This window comes from Citrobacter freundii complex sp. CFNIH9 (genome assembly GCF_002903305.1).
Lineage (GTDB): Bacteria > Pseudomonadota > Gammaproteobacteria > Enterobacterales > Enterobacteriaceae > Citrobacter > Citrobacter portucalensis.
The window spans coordinates 2,598,825-2,614,479 of sequence record NZ_CP026238.1 but is presented as its reverse complement, the minus strand read 5'-3'; the positions used below and the strand labels follow the sequence as shown (position 1 = coordinate 2,614,479).

13 protein-coding genes and 1 pseudogene are annotated in these 15,655 nt (G+C 49.3%); 5 read left to right on the top strand and 9 right to left on the bottom strand.

Annotated features, from left to right (window positions below):
- Positions 1-13: 13 nt before the first annotated feature.
- Complete coding sequence (locus C2U43_RS13220) at positions 14-2,128, bottom strand: putative bifunctional diguanylate cyclase/phosphodiesterase (protein ID WP_103285284.1); 2,115 nt, start codon at positions 2,126-2,128, stop codon at positions 14-16.
- 411 nt (positions 2,129-2,539) lie between these two features.
- On the opposite strand from C2U43_RS13220, the gene C2U43_RS13215 reads away from it, so the two are divergent.
- The 4 genes from C2U43_RS13215 to dbpA all read left to right on the top strand — a co-directional run bounded on the left by C2U43_RS13215 (position 2,540) and on the right by dbpA (position 6,632).
- Positions 2,540-3,649 carry a methyl-accepting chemotaxis protein gene (locus tag C2U43_RS13215; RefSeq protein WP_103285283.1) on the top strand — a complete coding sequence of 370 codons (1,110 nt, stop codon included), beginning with the start codon at positions 2,540-2,542 and terminating at the stop codon, positions 3,647-3,649.
- Between the two features lie 154 nt (positions 3,650-3,803).
- Positions 3,804-4,787, top strand: coding sequence for a zinc transporter ZntB (gene zntB, locus C2U43_RS13210; protein ID WP_103285282.1), 984 nt, complete (start codon positions 3,804-3,806; stop codon positions 4,785-4,787).
- Positions 4,788-5,062: 275 nt separating this feature from the next.
- Positions 5,063-5,230 carry a proline-rich small protein YnaL gene (gene ynaL / locus C2U43_RS30065; RefSeq protein ID WP_103285281.1) on the top strand — a complete coding sequence of 56 codons (168 nt, stop codon included), beginning with the start codon at positions 5,063-5,065 and terminating at the stop codon, positions 5,228-5,230.
- Positions 5,231-5,258: 28 nt separating this feature from the next.
- A complete protein-coding gene (gene dbpA, locus C2U43_RS13200) occupies positions 5,259-6,632 on the top strand; it encodes an ATP-dependent RNA helicase DbpA (RefSeq protein ID WP_008784890.1) in 1,374 nt (457 codons plus the stop codon).
- A gap of 78 nt (positions 6,633-6,710) precedes the next feature.
- Here dbpA and ttcA read toward each other — a convergent pair whose 3' ends face one another.
- From ttcA to nifJ, 7 genes and pseudogenes are all read right to left on the bottom strand, one after another.
- Entirely contained in the window at positions 6,711-7,646 is a 936-nt protein-coding gene (gene ttcA / locus C2U43_RS13195) for a tRNA 2-thiocytidine(32) synthetase TtcA (RefSeq protein WP_032943567.1), read from the bottom strand.
- Positions 7,647-7,695: 49 nt separating this feature from the next.
- Positions 7,696-7,974 (bottom strand): annotated as a pseudogene (locus tag C2U43_RS13190) (tyrosine-type recombinase/integrase); the annotation flags it as partial.
- A 306-nt stretch (positions 7,975-8,280) separates the two neighbouring features.
- The gene (locus C2U43_RS13185; protein WP_100272395.1) at positions 8,281-8,523 is read right to left on the bottom strand and encodes a DinI family protein; all 243 of its coding nucleotides are present in this window, start codon (positions 8,521-8,523) and stop codon (positions 8,281-8,283) included.
- Positions 8,524-8,708: 185 nt separating this feature from the next.
- Positions 8,709-9,143 (bottom strand): universal stress protein UspF, encoded by a 435-nt coding sequence (uspF, locus tag C2U43_RS13180; protein WP_003833207.1) that lies wholly within the window; start codon positions 9,141-9,143, stop codon positions 8,709-8,711.
- A gap of 81 nt (positions 9,144-9,224) precedes the next feature.
- On the bottom strand, positions 9,225-9,437 hold the full coding sequence (locus C2U43_RS13175; protein ID WP_003833205.1) for a KTSC domain-containing protein: 213 nt from the start codon (positions 9,435-9,437) through the stop codon (positions 9,225-9,227).
- A 147-nt stretch (positions 9,438-9,584) separates the two neighbouring features.
- On the bottom strand, positions 9,585-10,709 hold the full coding sequence (gene ompC, locus C2U43_RS13170) for a porin OmpC (protein WP_048235297.1): 1,125 nt from the start codon (positions 10,707-10,709) through the stop codon (positions 9,585-9,587).
- Positions 10,710-11,076: 367 nt separating this feature from the next.
- Positions 11,077-14,601 (bottom strand): pyruvate:ferredoxin (flavodoxin) oxidoreductase, encoded by a 3,525-nt coding sequence (gene nifJ, locus C2U43_RS13165; RefSeq protein WP_103285279.1) that lies wholly within the window; start codon positions 14,599-14,601, stop codon positions 11,077-11,079.
- 274 nt (positions 14,602-14,875) lie between these two features.
- Here nifJ and C2U43_RS13155 point away from each other — a divergent pair, with 274 nt between their 5' ends.
- Entirely contained in the window at positions 14,876-15,142 is a 267-nt protein-coding gene (locus C2U43_RS13155) for a putative hemolysin (RefSeq protein ID WP_003833199.1), read from the top strand.
- 13 nt (positions 15,143-15,155) lie between these two features.
- Here C2U43_RS13155 and hslJ read toward each other — a convergent pair whose 3' ends face one another.
- Complete coding sequence (gene hslJ, locus C2U43_RS13150; RefSeq protein WP_103285278.1) at positions 15,156-15,575, bottom strand: heat shock protein HslJ; 420 nt, start codon at positions 15,573-15,575, stop codon at positions 15,156-15,158.
- Positions 15,576-15,655 lie beyond the last annotated feature (80 nt).

Here is a 15,655-nt window from a genome sequence, read left to right as displayed (position 1 = left end):
TTATATTACAGTCTCATAATGTTATTGATTGTTGAGGAGACAAAGACTGTACGATTCGCTGCTGCTTAATGTTACTTTCCGTTGGAATCAATTCATGGATCTGATGCGCAGGCAACGGTTTTGCAAACAAGAAACCTTGCAGCACGCCACATCCCATCTGGGTCAGGAGTATTTCCTGCTCCTGGGTCTCTATTCCTTCAGCCACTACTTGCATATTCATGGAGTGGGCTATGTCAATAATAGTAGACACAATCTTTGTATTTTTGCTGTTCTCGCTGATATCTTTAACAAATACTCTGTCAATTTTTAATTCCCGTGCCGGAAGAGACTTCAACATCAATATATTTGAATAACCGGTACCGAAATCATCAATAGAAACGGTGATCCCTAAAGCTGAAAATGCATTTAAGACTTCAGCGCTACGTTTTAAATTTTTAAGTGCTGTACTTTCAGTCAATTCCAGCGTGAGATATGCAGGTGATAGTTGATATTGTGCAAGGGCGCTGCAAACCACATCAACGATGTCATGTTGTTCAAACTGGGAAGGGGAAAGATTAACGGCGAGGGTCCATTCCGCATGGCCTTGTAACTTCCATTGATGTAACTGCTGGCATGCCTGCTGAATAACCCATTTCCCGACCGGAATGATAAGGCCTGTCTCTTCCAGCGCAGGCAGAAACTCAGCAGGTAACAGCATGCCGCGTTCCGGGTGATGCCAGCGTAATAATGCTTCAAAACCGGTCAGGGAATGATCTCCGGCGGTGTATTTGGGTTGATACAAAAGCTCAAATTGATCGTGTTCCAGTGCTTGTGACAATTCCTGTAAAAATGTCGGCGGTGTATCGGCGATAGCTTCCATTTCCGGGCTATAAATAGCCCAACCGTTTCTGCCAGCCTGTTTGACATGATACATCGCCATATCAGCCTTTACTTTTAACTCATGCAACGTGGAACCATGCTCAGGATAAATACTGCTTCCCGCACTTAACGAAACCCGAATGGTGTACCCAAACAGCGTGAAAGGATCACCAATCGCAGCGGCAATCCGGGTCAGCAGAGCGGTGATATCCTCTTTATTACAGTCAGGAACCAGAAGAATAAACTCATCTCCCCCCAGCCTCGCCAGCGTCATGGTGTCATCAAGGCAGCTGTAGATTCGCTGCGTACTGGCGATCAGCAACTGATCGCCGATGTGATGTCCCCAGGTATCGTTAACGACTTTGAAGCGATCGAGATCGATGAATACCAGAGCAAATTGATGCTGATGCAGTTTGGAATGCTGCAGACAGGCCTGTAAGCAGGCATCTATCTGTGTGCGATTGGCAAGTCCAGTAAGTGCGTCGAAGTGGACCTGATGCTCAAGCTGGCAGTTAAGTTGATGTAAGTTGTCTGCCAGTCGGGAGGTACGCAGTTGCGAATCCACCATCGACACCACCAGCATGATACCCAAAATAACCAGCGTGACGGCGCAGACCCAGACAGAGAGTTCCAGTGTGCTGAGTCCATTGTGTACCGTGTGTCCAAAATGGGTGAATGTTGCCGCTCCCATCCCGGTGTAATGCATAGAGGCAATCGCCAGCGCCATAATAAGGGCGGCGACAAGCCGATTGATCAGGGCTCGATGGGTATTTTGGCGCAAATGAAACGCCAGCCACAAACCTACACCAGATGCAACGATGGCAATCATCACTGAGAGCAGTATCAGCGAATGACTCCATAGGATGGCAACATGCTCAATGATGGCATACATGCCAACGTAGTGCATGGTGACGACACCGGCGCTTAATATTCCAGTGGCTACGACTAATCGTTTTGTTGAAAGCGTATTACCGGAAATGGCGATATTAATGGCGAGAGTTGCAGAAATGAGCGCAATAAAGAAAGAAAATGCCGTGAGCGAAAAATGGTAATTGATCGGCATACTCATTTTCATGGCCAGCATACCGATAAAATGCATTGACCATATCCCCATCCCTAGCGTAGCCCCGCCAGACAGGCGCCAGAAGGTTGATTCACGTCGATTGGAGATTGCCACCTTGCCCGCACTATCGAGAGCAATAAAAGAGGCAATAAACGCGACAACAAAGGAAATCCCAATCAATACAGGGTCCCACGACACGTTCAACATCATACTACCTATCGAAAAAAAGCCGTGGTAATAAATCTAGCAGGTTTTGTCCAGTTAACATGATAACACCGGGAATGTTCTTATGTTTTTACACTGGTATTAGAGGAAACAGGAAAATAGTGAAAATAACGAGTCATTACTTATATAAACATTCACCAAATTTATAGTTCTGTGCGTTTTATGCTCTCCATGTGCTTGTCATCACAATAACCTGATGCCTGGCGCCATTACAGCCATTTGATGGAATAAAACACTGAACTAACAGAAATAAAAGGTGCAATTTCTTGCCTTAAGTAAAAGGATTGCAGGCTCTCATTGAAAGTTCAGCTTTCGTCGCAGAGCAATGGCATTCTGCATTGCAGGTGCTATAAAAAATAATATCTACATGATTTCTTTGTGCACAGGACTAAAATGTTAAATGATATTAGCGTCAGAACCTTTATTATTTTATTTCTGCTCATTTCGGCAGTTGCTCTCAATATTGTTGAGATGATTTTCTCGGCCGCGCCGGAAATTATAATTGGTACAAATGTGGTAAGCGTTATTTCTATATTATGCTTATGGTGGTATATGACGAAATACCTGGTCATGCCGATCAATACGGTAAAAAGGAGCATTGAGGAAGTGACGTCTGGGAATCTGGCGATCAGTATTCCTGAGTTTGGTAATAATTGTGCGGGTAGACTAATACCGGGCATCAATAGTTTATCGAGTAATATTTCAACACTCGTTAATGAGATCAGAACATCTTCACAAACGGCGATGGCGCTCTCTGAACAGCTTGCGGAACGCAGCGCCGAGCTTTCAGTGAAAACGGAACAACAATCCGGAGCATTGATGCAGACGGCTGCTAATATGGATGAGATAGCCGTTAATACGCGAAATAATGCTGACAACACGCAAATCGCCAGCGTCCAGGCAACAGTTGCCACGCAATGTGCCATTCAGGGTGGCGAATTAATGGTGCAGGTTGCGACAAATATGCGTTCAATCACCGAATGTGCACAGCAGATGACGGAAATTATTACGCTAATTGATGGTATCGCATTCCAGACAAATATTCTGGCATTGAATGCTGCCGTGGAAGCGGCGAGGGCCGGTGAACATGGCAAAGGTTTTTCCGTGGTGGCCGGTGAGGTCAGAATGCTTGCACACCGTAGTGCGGATGCTGCTAAGAATATTAAGCAGCTGATTGCGCAAACCCATCAAAATGTTCAGCAAGGTGCAGCTATTGTGCGTGAAGCAGAAAAAAATATGCATGATATTGTCGGTGGTGCCGGTCAATTAAACCAACTGATGGGCGAGATATTAACCACTACACAGGAACAGGAGAAAGGAATTATCAGAATTACTCATGCACTGGCCGAACTGGAGAATGTAACCCAAAGTAATGCCATTATGGTTGATGAGCTTTCTGATTCCTCGGGTATCCTGAAAAACCAGGTGATTGATCTCCAGTCGCGGACACATAAATTTCGCTTAAGTAACACTCTTGAGTCAGCGAGATGGCAGCGGGCTTAACCGGGTATCTCGAAGCAAGCGTCGTATTCGTCAGAGCTTTTCCTGTTATCAGAGACTTTTATGAATCATTTCAGCACAATGGGACAATGAGATATTGCTTAACATATTCTGACAGCTAGACTAACGAAAAAGGCTGAATGTTTGTGGAGGCGCTGTGGAAGCCATTAAGGGAAAGGATGTTAATGTGCCGGATGCCGTGTTTGCCTGGCTGTTGGATGGTCGAGGTGGCGTAAAACCGCTGAGCGATAATGATGTAATTGATAGTCAGCATCCCTGCTGGCTACACCTTAATTACACTCATACTGAAAGCGCCCAATGGTTGGCGACAACACCTCTTCTTCCCAACAATGTGCGTGATGCGCTGGCGGGCGAAAGTACACGCCCACGCGTCAGTAGAGTCGGGGAAGGTACGCTGATTACACTACGCTGTATTAACGGCAGTACCGACGAACGTCCTGACCAACTTGTGGCGATGCGTTTATATATGGATGAACGTCTGATTGTCTCAACCCGTCAGCGCAAAGTGCTGGCGCTGGATGATGTGGTCAGCGATCTCCAGGAAGGGACGGGACCGGCTGATTGTGGCAGTTGGCTGGTGGATGTTTGTGATGCGCTAACCGACCATGCCAGCGAATTTATCGAGCAGCTGCACGACAAGATTATCGATCTGGATGATAACCTGCTCGATCAGCAGATCCCACCGCGTGGTTTTTTGGCTTTACTGCGTAAGCAGCTAATTGTGATGCGACGTTATATGGCTCCTCAGAGAGATGTTTATGCGCGTCTGGCGAGTGAACGTTTCCCCTGGATGACCGACGACCATCGGAGACGGATGCAGGATATCGCTGACAGGCTGGGGAGAGGGCTGGATGAAATAGACGCCTGTATTGCCCGGACCGGTATTATGGCGGATGAAATTGCGCAGGTGATGCAGGAGTCTCTGGCTCGCCGAACGTATACAATGTCATTGATGGCAATGGTTTTTCTTCCCAGCACATTTTTAACCGGGCTTTTCGGCGTTAACCTCGGCGGTATCCCCGGCGGTGGTTGGCAGTTTGGTTTCTCACTTTTTTGTATTCTGTTAGTGGTCCTGATTGGTGGTGTTACTTTATGGTTGCATCGTAGTAAATGGTTGTAACAACAACGTTTTTTAGTGGCTTTTGCGCATGAAAACTTCCTGATTTTTGAGCGAAGTCAATAAACCATCTACCTATTCGGGGCAATATCTCTCTCGCAGGTGAATGCAACGTCAAGCGATGGGCGTTGCGCTCCATATTGTCTTACTTCCTTTTTTGAATTACTGCATAGCACAATTGATTCGTACGACGCCGACTTAGATTAGTCGGCTTTTTTTTGCCTGCAGGAAATCAGCGTCTACCCTAAAAGAGTCAACCTGAATGACTGGAGGGGTATATGACCTATCTGATTGCAACGTCGAACACTGATTCGCTACCGACCGATCCGGTTCCCATTCCCGATCCCATACCTCGTCCGCAGCCCATGCCGGATCCGCCGCCGGATGAAGAACCGATTAAATTGTCGCATCACGGGCACAGATCTGCGAGGATACGCGCCTGCTGAATGTGAGTTTTTACCGCGAGATTAAATTGTGACCGCTTTTTCAACCCTGAATGTTTTACCTGCTGCTCAACTCGAGAATCTTAACGAGCTGGGCTATCTTGAAATGACGCCTGTTCAGGCTGCTGCGTTACCGGCAATCCTGGCGGGTAAAGATGTTCGCGTGCAGGCTAAAACCGGCAGTGGCAAAACGGCTGCTTTTGGTCTTGGGCTATTACAGCATATTGATGCCGCGCTGTTTCAGACGCAGTCTCTGGTGCTGTGCCCAACGCGCGAGCTTGCCGACCAGGTGGCGGGTGAACTGCGTCGTTTAGCGCGCTTCCTGCCAAACACCAAGATCTTAACGCTGTGCGGTGGGCAACCCTTTGGCGCACAGCGTGACTCCCTGCAACATGCACCACATATTATTGTTGCCACACCGGGTCGTTTACTTGACCACCTGCAAAAAGGCACCGTTTCTCTGGATGCCCTGAATACGCTGGTTATGGATGAAGCCGACCGCATGCTGGATATGGGCTTTAGCGATGCGATTGATGATGTCATTCGCTTTGCGCCTGCGTCACGTCAGACTTTGCTGTTTTCCGCAACCTGGCCGGAAGCCATTGCTGCTATCAGTGGCCGGGTACAGCAAAATCCATTAACGATTGAAATTGATACGGTCGATGCGTTACCGGCGATTGAACAGCAGTTTTTCGAAACCTCCAGCCACGGAAAAATTCCGCTGCTGCAAAAGCTACTCAGCCAGCATCAACCCGCATCGTGTGTGGTTTTTTGTAACACCAAAAAAGATTGTCAGGCCGTTTGTGATGCACTGAATGCGGCAGGGCAAAGCGCACTGTCATTACATGGCGACCTGGAACAACGCGATCGCGATCAGACGCTGGTTCGTTTTGCCAACGGTAGCGCGCGCGTCCTGGTCGCAACCGATGTGGCTGCACGTGGCCTGGATATCAAATCACTTGAGCTGGTAGTTAACTTCGAACTGGCGTGGGATCCGGAAGTCCACGTCCATCGTATCGGACGAACTGCGCGTGCCGGCAACAGCGGTCTGGCGATTAGCTTCTGTGCGCCGGAAGAAGCGCAGCGTGCCAACATTCTTTCTGAAATGCTGCAACTGAAGCTGAACTGGCTAACTGCGCCAGCTAACGGCTCAATCCTGCCGCTGGAAGCAGAGATGGCGACGTTATGCATTGATGGTGGTAAAAAAGCGAAAATGCGTCCTGGTGATGTTCTGGGGGCTCTGACCGGTGATATTGGTCTGGATGGCGCAGATATCGGCAAAATTGCTGTTCATCCGGCACACGTCTATGTCGCCGTTCGCCAGAACATAGCGCACAAGGCGTGGAAACAATTGCAAAACGGTAAGATCAAAGGCAAGACTTGCCGGGTCCGGTTATTGAAATAACTACCCGTTGGGGCGCCTGATGGCGCTCCGCTTATCAGGCCTACAGGCGCTTATGCACGTTGTAGGCCTGACAGACGCTTACTTCACTTCCACCACGTTCAGGCGTAACTCATCCAGTTGAGCATCATCTTCTTCTGGCTGCCAGCCCGCAGGTTGCAGCGGGATCTCTTCACGATCGAACGCTAAATCCCCGCCGTCCACAACCTCTGAACCGTGCTTAATGCCTTTAAAATCGAACAGATTGATATCGCTCAGATGTGAAGGTACAACGTTTTGCATCGCACTGAACATGGTTTCAATGCGGCCTGGATAGCGTTTGTCCCAGTCACGCAGCATGTCAGCAATGACCTGACGCTGTAGGTTAGGCTGTGAGCCGCACAGATTACACGGAATAATCGGGAAACCTTTCGCTTCGGAGAAACGCTCGATATCTTTCTCACGGCAGTAAGCCAGCGGGCGGATCACGATGTGCTTACCGTCATCACTCATCAGCTTCGGCGGCATGCCTTTCATTTTCCCGCCGTAGAACATGTTTAAAAACAGCGTTTGCAGGATGTCGTCGCGATGGTGGCCGAGCGCAATCTTGGTGGCTCCTAATTCGGTTGCCGTACGGTACAGAATGCCGCGACGCAGGCGAGAGCAGAGCGAGCAGGTCGTTTTGCCTTCTGGGATTTTGTCTTTGACGATCCCGTAGGTGTTTTCTTCGACAATCTTGTACTCAACGCCCAGCTGTTCCAGATACTCTGGCAGAATGTGCTCCGGGAAACCGGGTTGTTTTTGATCGAGGTTAACCGCAACTAAGGAAAAACTGATCGGGGCGCTTTGCTGCAAATTACGCAGGATCTCCAGCATGGTATAGCTGTCTTTCCCGCCGGAAAGGCACACCATAATGCGATCGCCGTCTTCGATCATATTGAAATCGGCAATGGCTTCGCCCACGTTACGACGCAGACGTTTTTGCAGTTTGTTCAGGTTGTATTGTTCTTTCTTTGTAACTTGTTGATTATCTTGCATTCTTACCGTTCTCAAAAACCAAAAGGGGCATATAATGGGCAAACTTCAATCACAGGGCTAGTTGGCTATTCAACATTGCAACCCGATCGTCATTCATTTCTTCAATCCATGTACTGTAGACGTCGTACACTATTTGCGCGTTTTCATGCCCCATCTGATTAGCTATAAATGATGGGTTCGCTCCAGCCGATAACAGCCAGCAAGCAAAGGTGTGTCGCGTATGGTACGGATTACGGCGACGAATACCAGCACGTTTTACAGCGGCGTTCCATCTGGCACCAATGCTACTCATAGAGTAGTAAGATTTTTGCTCTTCGTGACCAGACCAGAATAAACAGCGAACAGCATGATTGGATAAAGGTACATGGCCCCGGACAGGAAGCAATTAATCAGTTGAAAGCAGATATTGAAGCGCTGAAGAAAATTGTGGAGCAACTTACCGCCAGATAATTCAGTTCTGAACTATCAACGAGCAATGTCAGGGAGCGAAAAACACAGGGTGTGGCAAACTGCCGCAACCATGCCGTATGCAAGAGCATGGCTGCGGCCGACCGGCAAACGTCCGATAGTGCGAGTATTGAATGATTGCCAGTCACAGCGGATGGTACTTAAGCAATATGACGGTTCAAGGTACTTAATCTGAAACCAACCACATCTCAGCCTCTTCAAACATTTCTTGAACCGTTCGGCTTATCTGTTCTTTTTCATGCTTGCTGGCGTCAGTGTTGATCGCCGGAAGTGTCATCATCGGTTTAACCCGAACTTCAGCATCGGGGAAGATCCGATGAACCCTCTTGGTCAATTCGCCGAGAATAATATCTTTTGCGCCGGGCAGACCATCAAAATTCCTTTTGTCATAAACGAGTTCCACGAACATTGCTTATCGCTCTTTTACTGGGTTTATATACAGTGTTTATACTCTGTTTTTACCTGGGTTTCAAGAGGGGACGTAATGATGTCACGACATAGCGATACTGAAATGGCCTTGTATGCTTCGATCAGGAATCGTGGGGAAAATGAGGGAGAAACAAAAAGCCCGCAGCGATGTGCGGGCCAGAAAGCTTAGCGGACTACCAGTACCGAACACTCCGCGTGACGCACTACCGCCGCGGCGTTAGAGCCCAGCAGGTAGGTGGTGATGTCAGGTCGGTGTGAGGCAATAATGACCATATCAGCCGGTAATTTTTTAGCGATCTCCAGAATCTTGTCTTTCGGCGCACCTTCTGCGACATGAACGTGCACTCTGTCCGTTGGGATATTGAACTTCTTGATAATCTCTTCCAGTTGAGATTTCGCTTCGGCTTTCAGATCGTCCATGGCCGGTAACTCTGCAGAGTAGGCCAGTCCCAGGGAAGCGTAATAGGGCAATGACGGAATGACGGTCAAAAAATGAACCTGTGCATCGTCGATCTTTGCTTCTGCTTCAACATGGGCAATAACGCGTTGAGTTAATTCTGAGTCTGAAATATCGATGGGTACAAGAATCGTTCTGTTCATAAAACCTCCTGTTTAAGTATCCACGTAAAGCTTACCGCGTAATGGCACTTTATGTACAATGACAACGATCACATTTTGGCATCACTTTATTTTGATTTCAGGAAATTTGCCTTTTATTACCCCATCGTAAAATCGGCCTTTAGAGACCACGATCAGGAAATCACGAAAAATACGGGCAGGGACCTGCTGATATTGCAGGGTAGCCAACTGGTGAAAGCGAATTTCTAGCGTGCAAGAGGATTCGTCATAGCCGACGGATGCAATACGGGATGATTTTACAGGATGATGATTCATTGCAGGTATCCTCTACTACAGACCTTAATGCAAGATATCATCTATCAGAGATGTGTTTTAACGCAACAGATATAATGTTTTGAATGAGATAAAACGGAGTTACACAGAAAATAAGGATAGCCCGCCGTTGCCAGCGGGCTGACGAACTTAGAACTGGTAAACCAGACCTAATGCAACTACGTCATCAGTAGAGATGTTGTTACGAGTGTAGAAGCTGTCGTCTTCGTCCAGCAGGTTGATTTTATAATCAACATAGGTGGACATGTTTTTGTTGAAGTAGTAGGTAGCGCCGATATCAGCATATTTAACCAGGTCTTTGTCGCCGTCGGTAGCGTTCAGATCTTTACCTTTAGACATCAGGAAAGACACTGCCGGACGCAGACCGAAGTCGAACTGGTACTGTGCAGTTACTTCGAAGTTCTGAGTTTTGTTGGCTACGCCGCTGTCCCCGTACGGAGTCATGTTACGGGTTTCGGAGTACATGGTTGCCAGGTAGATGTTGTTGGCGTCGTATTTCAGACCGGTAGTCCATGCGTCGGCTGTATCACCGCCGGCAACGTTGCCGCCGATTTTACCCGCGTTAACCTGGTCGTTAGTACGGTCAGACGTGGTATACGCCGCACCGAAGCTTACACCCATACCCAGATCGTAGGTAGAGGAGATACCGAAGCCGTCGCCGTTAGAGTTTTGAATGTTACGGTCGCTGCCGTTACCGGTGCCTTCCTGCTCATCACCCGCTTGTTCATTCGCACCCTGATACTGCAGTGCAAAGTTCAGACCATTAACCAGACCGAAGAAGTCGGTGTTACGGTAGGTTGCTACACCGTTCGCACGGCCGGTCATGAAGTTATCAGAGTAGGTGTAGGAGTCGCCACCGAATTCTGGCAGCATATCGGTCCAGCCTTCCACGTCGTACAGTACGCCGTAGTTACGACCGTAGTCGAATGAGCCGTAATCGCCGAATTTCAGACCGGCAAAGGCCAGACGAGTAAAGTTGTTGCTGCGGTTGCTTTCAGTGGTGTTGGCATTAACCTGATATTCCCACTGACCATAGCCGGTGAGCATATCGTTAATCTGAGTTTCGCCTTTGAAGCCGCCACGGAAATAAGTCTGATCGCCATCTTTGTTGGCATCATCAGAGAAATAGCGCAGGGCGTCTACTTTGCCATAGAGATCTAATTTGTTGCCGTCTTTATTATAAACTTCTGCAGCGTGAGCAGCGCCTGCAGCCAGCAGGGCAGGAATTACGAGAGCCAGTACTTTTCTGTTCATTGAAATAATCCTTTAGTTTTTTTATTAACCTGTGACTACCCATGTAGGGAGTAAAAGCATGCTAAAGGAGAAGTTCCGTAAAGAGATAAATATGAATTGTTACGTCTTAAGTAAAACCTTAAACAAATAATTCTACGGAAATAGTGATAATTTACATGAATGAGTTAATGAAAATATATATAAAATAAAAATTATACAATTGAATTTTGTTGGGCTATTCTGCGCGTGTTATATGCCTTTATTGTCACGTTTTATTTTTTGTTGGTATATTGATGTCACTTATTAATTAGCCAGCGAATAAATTGACAAGCCCGAACAACTGTTCGGGCTTTTTTTTAGGTTCCGGGCTAATACTGAGAAAAACGTATTATTCGGTACCGCTCTTTTCCGCTTTGCCTGCCAGTTGGGCCAGGAAGTCGTAGCGTTTTTGCAAATCAGCCGTCGCATCCTTCCACAGCTGTTCTGCAACTTCTGGCTGCTGGGCGTTCAGGCGGCGGAAACGCTGCTCGTTAAGCAATGTTTCGGCCAGCGCATCTGACGGTGGGCGCGAGTCGAGCGCCAGCGGCAGCTTACCTTCGTCTGCTCGGCGTGGGTCAAAGCGGTACAGCGGCCAGAATCCGGTAGCCGTGAGTTGACGCATCTGATCGTGGCTTAGCGCGAGGTCATAGCCATGCTCCTCACATGGGCTATACGCGATAATCAGCGACGGGCCGGGGTAGGATTCAGCTTCCTGGATAGCTTTGACCGTCTGATTCAACTGGGCGCCCAGAGAAATCTGTGCGACATAAACATGTCCGTACATCATCATGCTGACGCCAAGATCTTTGCGAGCCTTGCGCTTGCCATGCTCACCAAACTTGGTAACCGCCCCAAGCGGCGTGGCTTTCGACGCTTGTCCACCCGTGTTGGAGTAACACTGGGTATCCAGTACCAGAATATTGACGTTCTCGGTGAGACTCAGGACGTGATCCAACCCGCCAAAACCAATATCGTAAGCCCAGCCGTCGCCGCCAATCAGCCAGATGGACTTCTCGACCAGCGCGTCGGCATCGGTTAACAGTTGCTGTGCACCTTCGACATCTTTCAGATGCTGGCGCAGCGCAGCAACTTGCTCACGGCGTACTTCTGGCGTCGCTTCAGCATGCAGGGCGTCATTCAGTTCAGCCGGAATATTATCCGCAAACTGCTCCAGCAAACGCATGACGCGCACACGGTGTTGATCCACCGTCAGGCGGAAGCCCAGACCAAACTCAGCGTTATCTTCGAACAGAGAGTTTGCCCACGCAGGTCCACGACCATTGGCATCGGTCGTATACGGCGTTGAAGGGAGGTTACCGCCATAAATCGATGAACAGCCGGTCGCGTTAGCGATCAGCATGCGGTCGCCATACAGCTGCGTAAGCAGTTTGATATACGGCGTTTCACCACAACCAGAACAGGCGCCGGAATATTCAAACAGCGGAGTGATTAACTGCGAGGTACGGATATCAATGCGTTCAAGCTTGCTGCGGTCGATCTCCGGCAGATTGAGGAAGAAGTCATAGTTAACTTTTTCTTCTTCAACATGCTCAAGGCGCGACATCATATTGATGGCCTTGATTTCCGGGTTTTGGCGATCTTTTGCCGGGCAAACTTCGACACACAGATTACAGCCAGTGCAATCTTCTGGTGCAACCTGCAGGACATACTTCTGACCGCGCATATCGCGTGATTTCACATCCAAAGAATGCAGACTGGCAGGGGCGTTTTCCATCGCTTCAGGTGAAACCACTTTGGCGCGGATTGCCGAGTGCGGGCAAGCGGCAACGCAGTGGTTACACTGGGTACACAGCTCTTCCTTCCAGATGGGGATCTCTTCGGCGATATTACGTTTTTCCCAACGCGTGGTGCCCATTGGCCAGGTGCCGTCTGGCGGCAACGCTGATACGGGGAGGGCATCACCCAGACCGGCGAGCATTGCCGCGGTGACGGTTTTCACGAAATCAGGTGCGGCATCAGAAACCACCGGTGGTCGGTTTGCGCTGTGCGGATCAACCGGCTGGAGTGCTACTTCGGCGACGGATTCGCGCGCCAGGGCCAGAGCCTGCCAGTTACGTTCAACAAGGTCCTGTCCTTTACTGCTGTAACTTTTCGCAATCGCCCCCTGCAATTCAGCCAACGCGCTGTCGCCGGGTAAGATTTGCGTCAAATGGAAGAAGGCCATTTGCATAACGGTGTTAATACGCGCTGCCAGACCGCATTCGCGGGCGATTTTGGCCGCATTAATCACGTAGAATCGGGCTTTCTTCTGATTCAGTACCGCCTGAACTTCCTGTGGCAGACGACCCCAGACTTCATCCACACTGTATGGCGTATTAAGCAGGAAGATACCGCCTGGTTTCAGGCGCTCGGCCATCTGATACTTATCGATAAATTGCAGCTGGTGACAGCCAACAAAATCGGCTTGTGAAACCAGATACGCTGATCGAATAGGCTGCTCGCTAACGCGCAGGTGGGAAACTGTCAGACCGCCTGCTTTTTTCGAGTCGTAGACGAAATAACCTTGCGCATACCATGGCGTCGAGTTACCAATAATTTTGATATTGTTTTTGGTGGCTGACACGCTACCGTCGCTGCCCAGCCCGTAAAACAGCGCTTCGAGCTTAGCCGTACCGGGCAGGGTGTTTTCCGGTAACTGTAGCGACAAGTTGGTGACATCATCATAGATACCGACCGTAAAGCGAGGTTTCGGCTTCGCGCTGCTCAGCTCATTAAAGACCGCCATCACGCAGTCTGGACCAAACTCTTTGGAAGAAAGGCCATAACGTCCGCCAATCACGCGCGGCAGCGTTTCTCGCTCGCCACAGTTGAAGGCTTCTGCTAACGCGGTCATCACGTCCAGATACAACGGTTCGGCCTGTGCGCCGGGCTCTTTGGTGCGATCCAGGACGGCGATGCTGCGTACGGTTTCCGGCAACGCGCGCAGTAAATGCCTGGCAGAGAATGGACGGAACAGACGCACTTTCAGAACGCCGACTTTCTCGCCATGCGCCAGCAGTTCTTCAACGACTTCTTCGCAGGTTCCAATCGCCGATCCCATTAAGATAATGACGCGCTCAGCCTGAGGATGGCCGTAATATTCAAATGGCTGGTACTGGCGACCTGTCGCTGCGGCGAAATCGTTCATCGCCTGTTCTACATGATCGTAAACCGCGTTGTACCACGGGTTTGTTGCCTCGCGTGACTGGAAATAGGTGTCCGGGTTCGCAGACGTACCGCGAATAACCGGATGCTCAGGATTAAGCGCCCGAGCGCGATGAGCATCGATTTCCGCCTGCGGCATCAGTCCGAGGATCGTGTCGTCGGCCAGTGGCACAATTTTATTGATTTCATGGGATGTACGGAAACCATCAAAGAAATGAATAAACGGAACCCGGCTTTTCAGGGTGGCTATTTGCGAAATCAGCGCAAAGTCCTGTGCCTCCTGAACGCTGCTGGCACACAGCATCGCACATCCTGTCTGGCGCACCGCCATCACGTCGGAATGATCGCCAAAGATCGATAATGCGTGAGTGGCAATTGTACGAGCCGCAACGTGCAGTACAAACGGGGTCAACTGACCGGCCAGTTTGTACAGCGTTGGGATCATCAGCAACAGGCCCTGCGATGAGGTAAACGACGTAGAGAGCGCACCGGTCTGCAACGCGCCATGAACGGTTGCGATCGCACCGCCTTCTGACTGCATTTCTACGACGCGAGGGGTATCCCCCCACACGTTCTTAAGCCCGTTCCCGGCCCAGGCATCTGCCTGTTCAGCCATCGTCGAACTGGGCGTAATCGGGTAGATGGCGATAACCTCGCTGGTACGAAATGCGACTGAAGCAACCGCACCATTACCGTCAATTGTGATCATACTGACACCCTTACATTGCGCAAAAAGAGGGACACGCGTAACAGCGGCGAATCCTGTAGTTATCTTTCTATTTTAGCAAAAGCGCTAAAGACAGATTTTCGCTTTTGTGTCCCTGGAATAAACAGAATGAATGGTTTGATCAAAGGAGCAGGCAAAAAATTGCCAGAAAATGTAAACAGTACGCATAAATGCGTATTTTGCCTCTCGACGGCGGTGTTTCCGCTGCCTATTATTTATGGCTGTGTCGTTTGGTTAATATTCAGAGGGGAGTAAGATGCGCGCAGCGTTTTGGGTAGGATGTGCCGCGTTATTATTATCGGCTTGTAGCAGCGAACCTGTTCAGCAGGCAACCGCCGCGCATGTCGCACCGGGCATGAAGGCAGCAATGTCCAGTTCAGGAGAAGCTAATTGCGCCATGATTGGCGGTTCGCTCTCTGTTGCTCGTCAACTGGATGGTTCTGCTATCGGGATGTGTGCGCTACCCAACGGCAAACGCTGTAGTGAGCAGTCGCTTGCCGCCGGAAGTTGTGGGAGCTATTAAGCCACCACGTTTCCTACATTAAATCCGCGAGTTTATACGTCAGCGTTTGTTCTGCTGTCGCCAGCGTTAACTGGTCAGCAGTCAGATCGACCTGTGCGCCTTGCTTAAACATTTCGCTGACGATCCCGTCGAGCGCGTTAAGCTGTGGATCGGCGCACATCATACGTGTCATCGCCATATCTTTTACCTTCAACTCACCGTCGGACAGCTTGCCCTGACCGTGGAATTGATTACACATCTTTCCTGATACCGTCATGTTTTCGCCAAAACTTAACTCAGGTGGGTTGTTGGCGGTGGTGACGGCTTTACCATTCACGCTTTGCAAAACGAAGCGGTGATGCTGCAACTGTTCGCGATTGACGGAAACTTTTCCATTGCTCACACAACCCGCCATCAGCAGGCTGAGCGCAATCAACGTGACAACTTTCTTCATTAAATTTCTCTACGTTTGTGACGGGAATACATTCAATATAATAATGATACTGACTGTTTTATCATCGGTGATTGTCTGAA

Coding starts and splice junctions, on each gene's coding strand:
- C2U43_RS13155 (WP_003833199.1), top strand. CDS start 14,876: ATGCGCGCAGCGTTTTGGGTAGGATGTGCCGCGTTATTATTATCGGCT.
- ttcA (WP_032943567.1), bottom strand. CDS start 7,646: ATGCAAGATAATCAACAAGTTACAAAGAAAGAACAATACAACCTGAAC.
- nifJ (WP_103285279.1), bottom strand. CDS start 14,601: ATGATCACAATTGACGGTAATGGTGCGGTTGCTTCAGTCGCATTTCGT.
- ompC (WP_048235297.1), bottom strand. CDS start 10,709: ATGAACAGAAAAGTACTGGCTCTCGTAATTCCTGCCCTGCTGGCTGCA.
- C2U43_RS13220 (WP_103285284.1), bottom strand. CDS start 2,128: ATGTTGAACGTGTCGTGGGACCCTGTATTGATTGGGATTTCCTTTGTT.
- ynaL (WP_103285281.1), top strand. CDS start 5,063: ATGACCTATCTGATTGCAACGTCGAACACTGATTCGCTACCGACCGAT.
- C2U43_RS13185 (WP_100272395.1), bottom strand. CDS start 8,523: ATGTTCGTGGAACTCGTTTATGACAAAAGGAATTTTGATGGTCTGCCC.
- C2U43_RS13215 (WP_103285283.1), top strand. CDS start 2,540: ATGTTAAATGATATTAGCGTCAGAACCTTTATTATTTTATTTCTGCTC.
- C2U43_RS13175 (WP_003833205.1), bottom strand. CDS start 9,437: ATGAATCATCATCCTGTAAAATCATCCCGTATTGCATCCGTCGGCTAT.
- uspF (WP_003833207.1), bottom strand. CDS start 9,143: ATGAACAGAACGATTCTTGTACCCATCGATATTTCAGACTCAGAATTA.
- hslJ (WP_103285278.1), bottom strand. CDS start 15,575: ATGAAGAAAGTTGTCACGTTGATTGCGCTCAGCCTGCTGATGGCGGGT.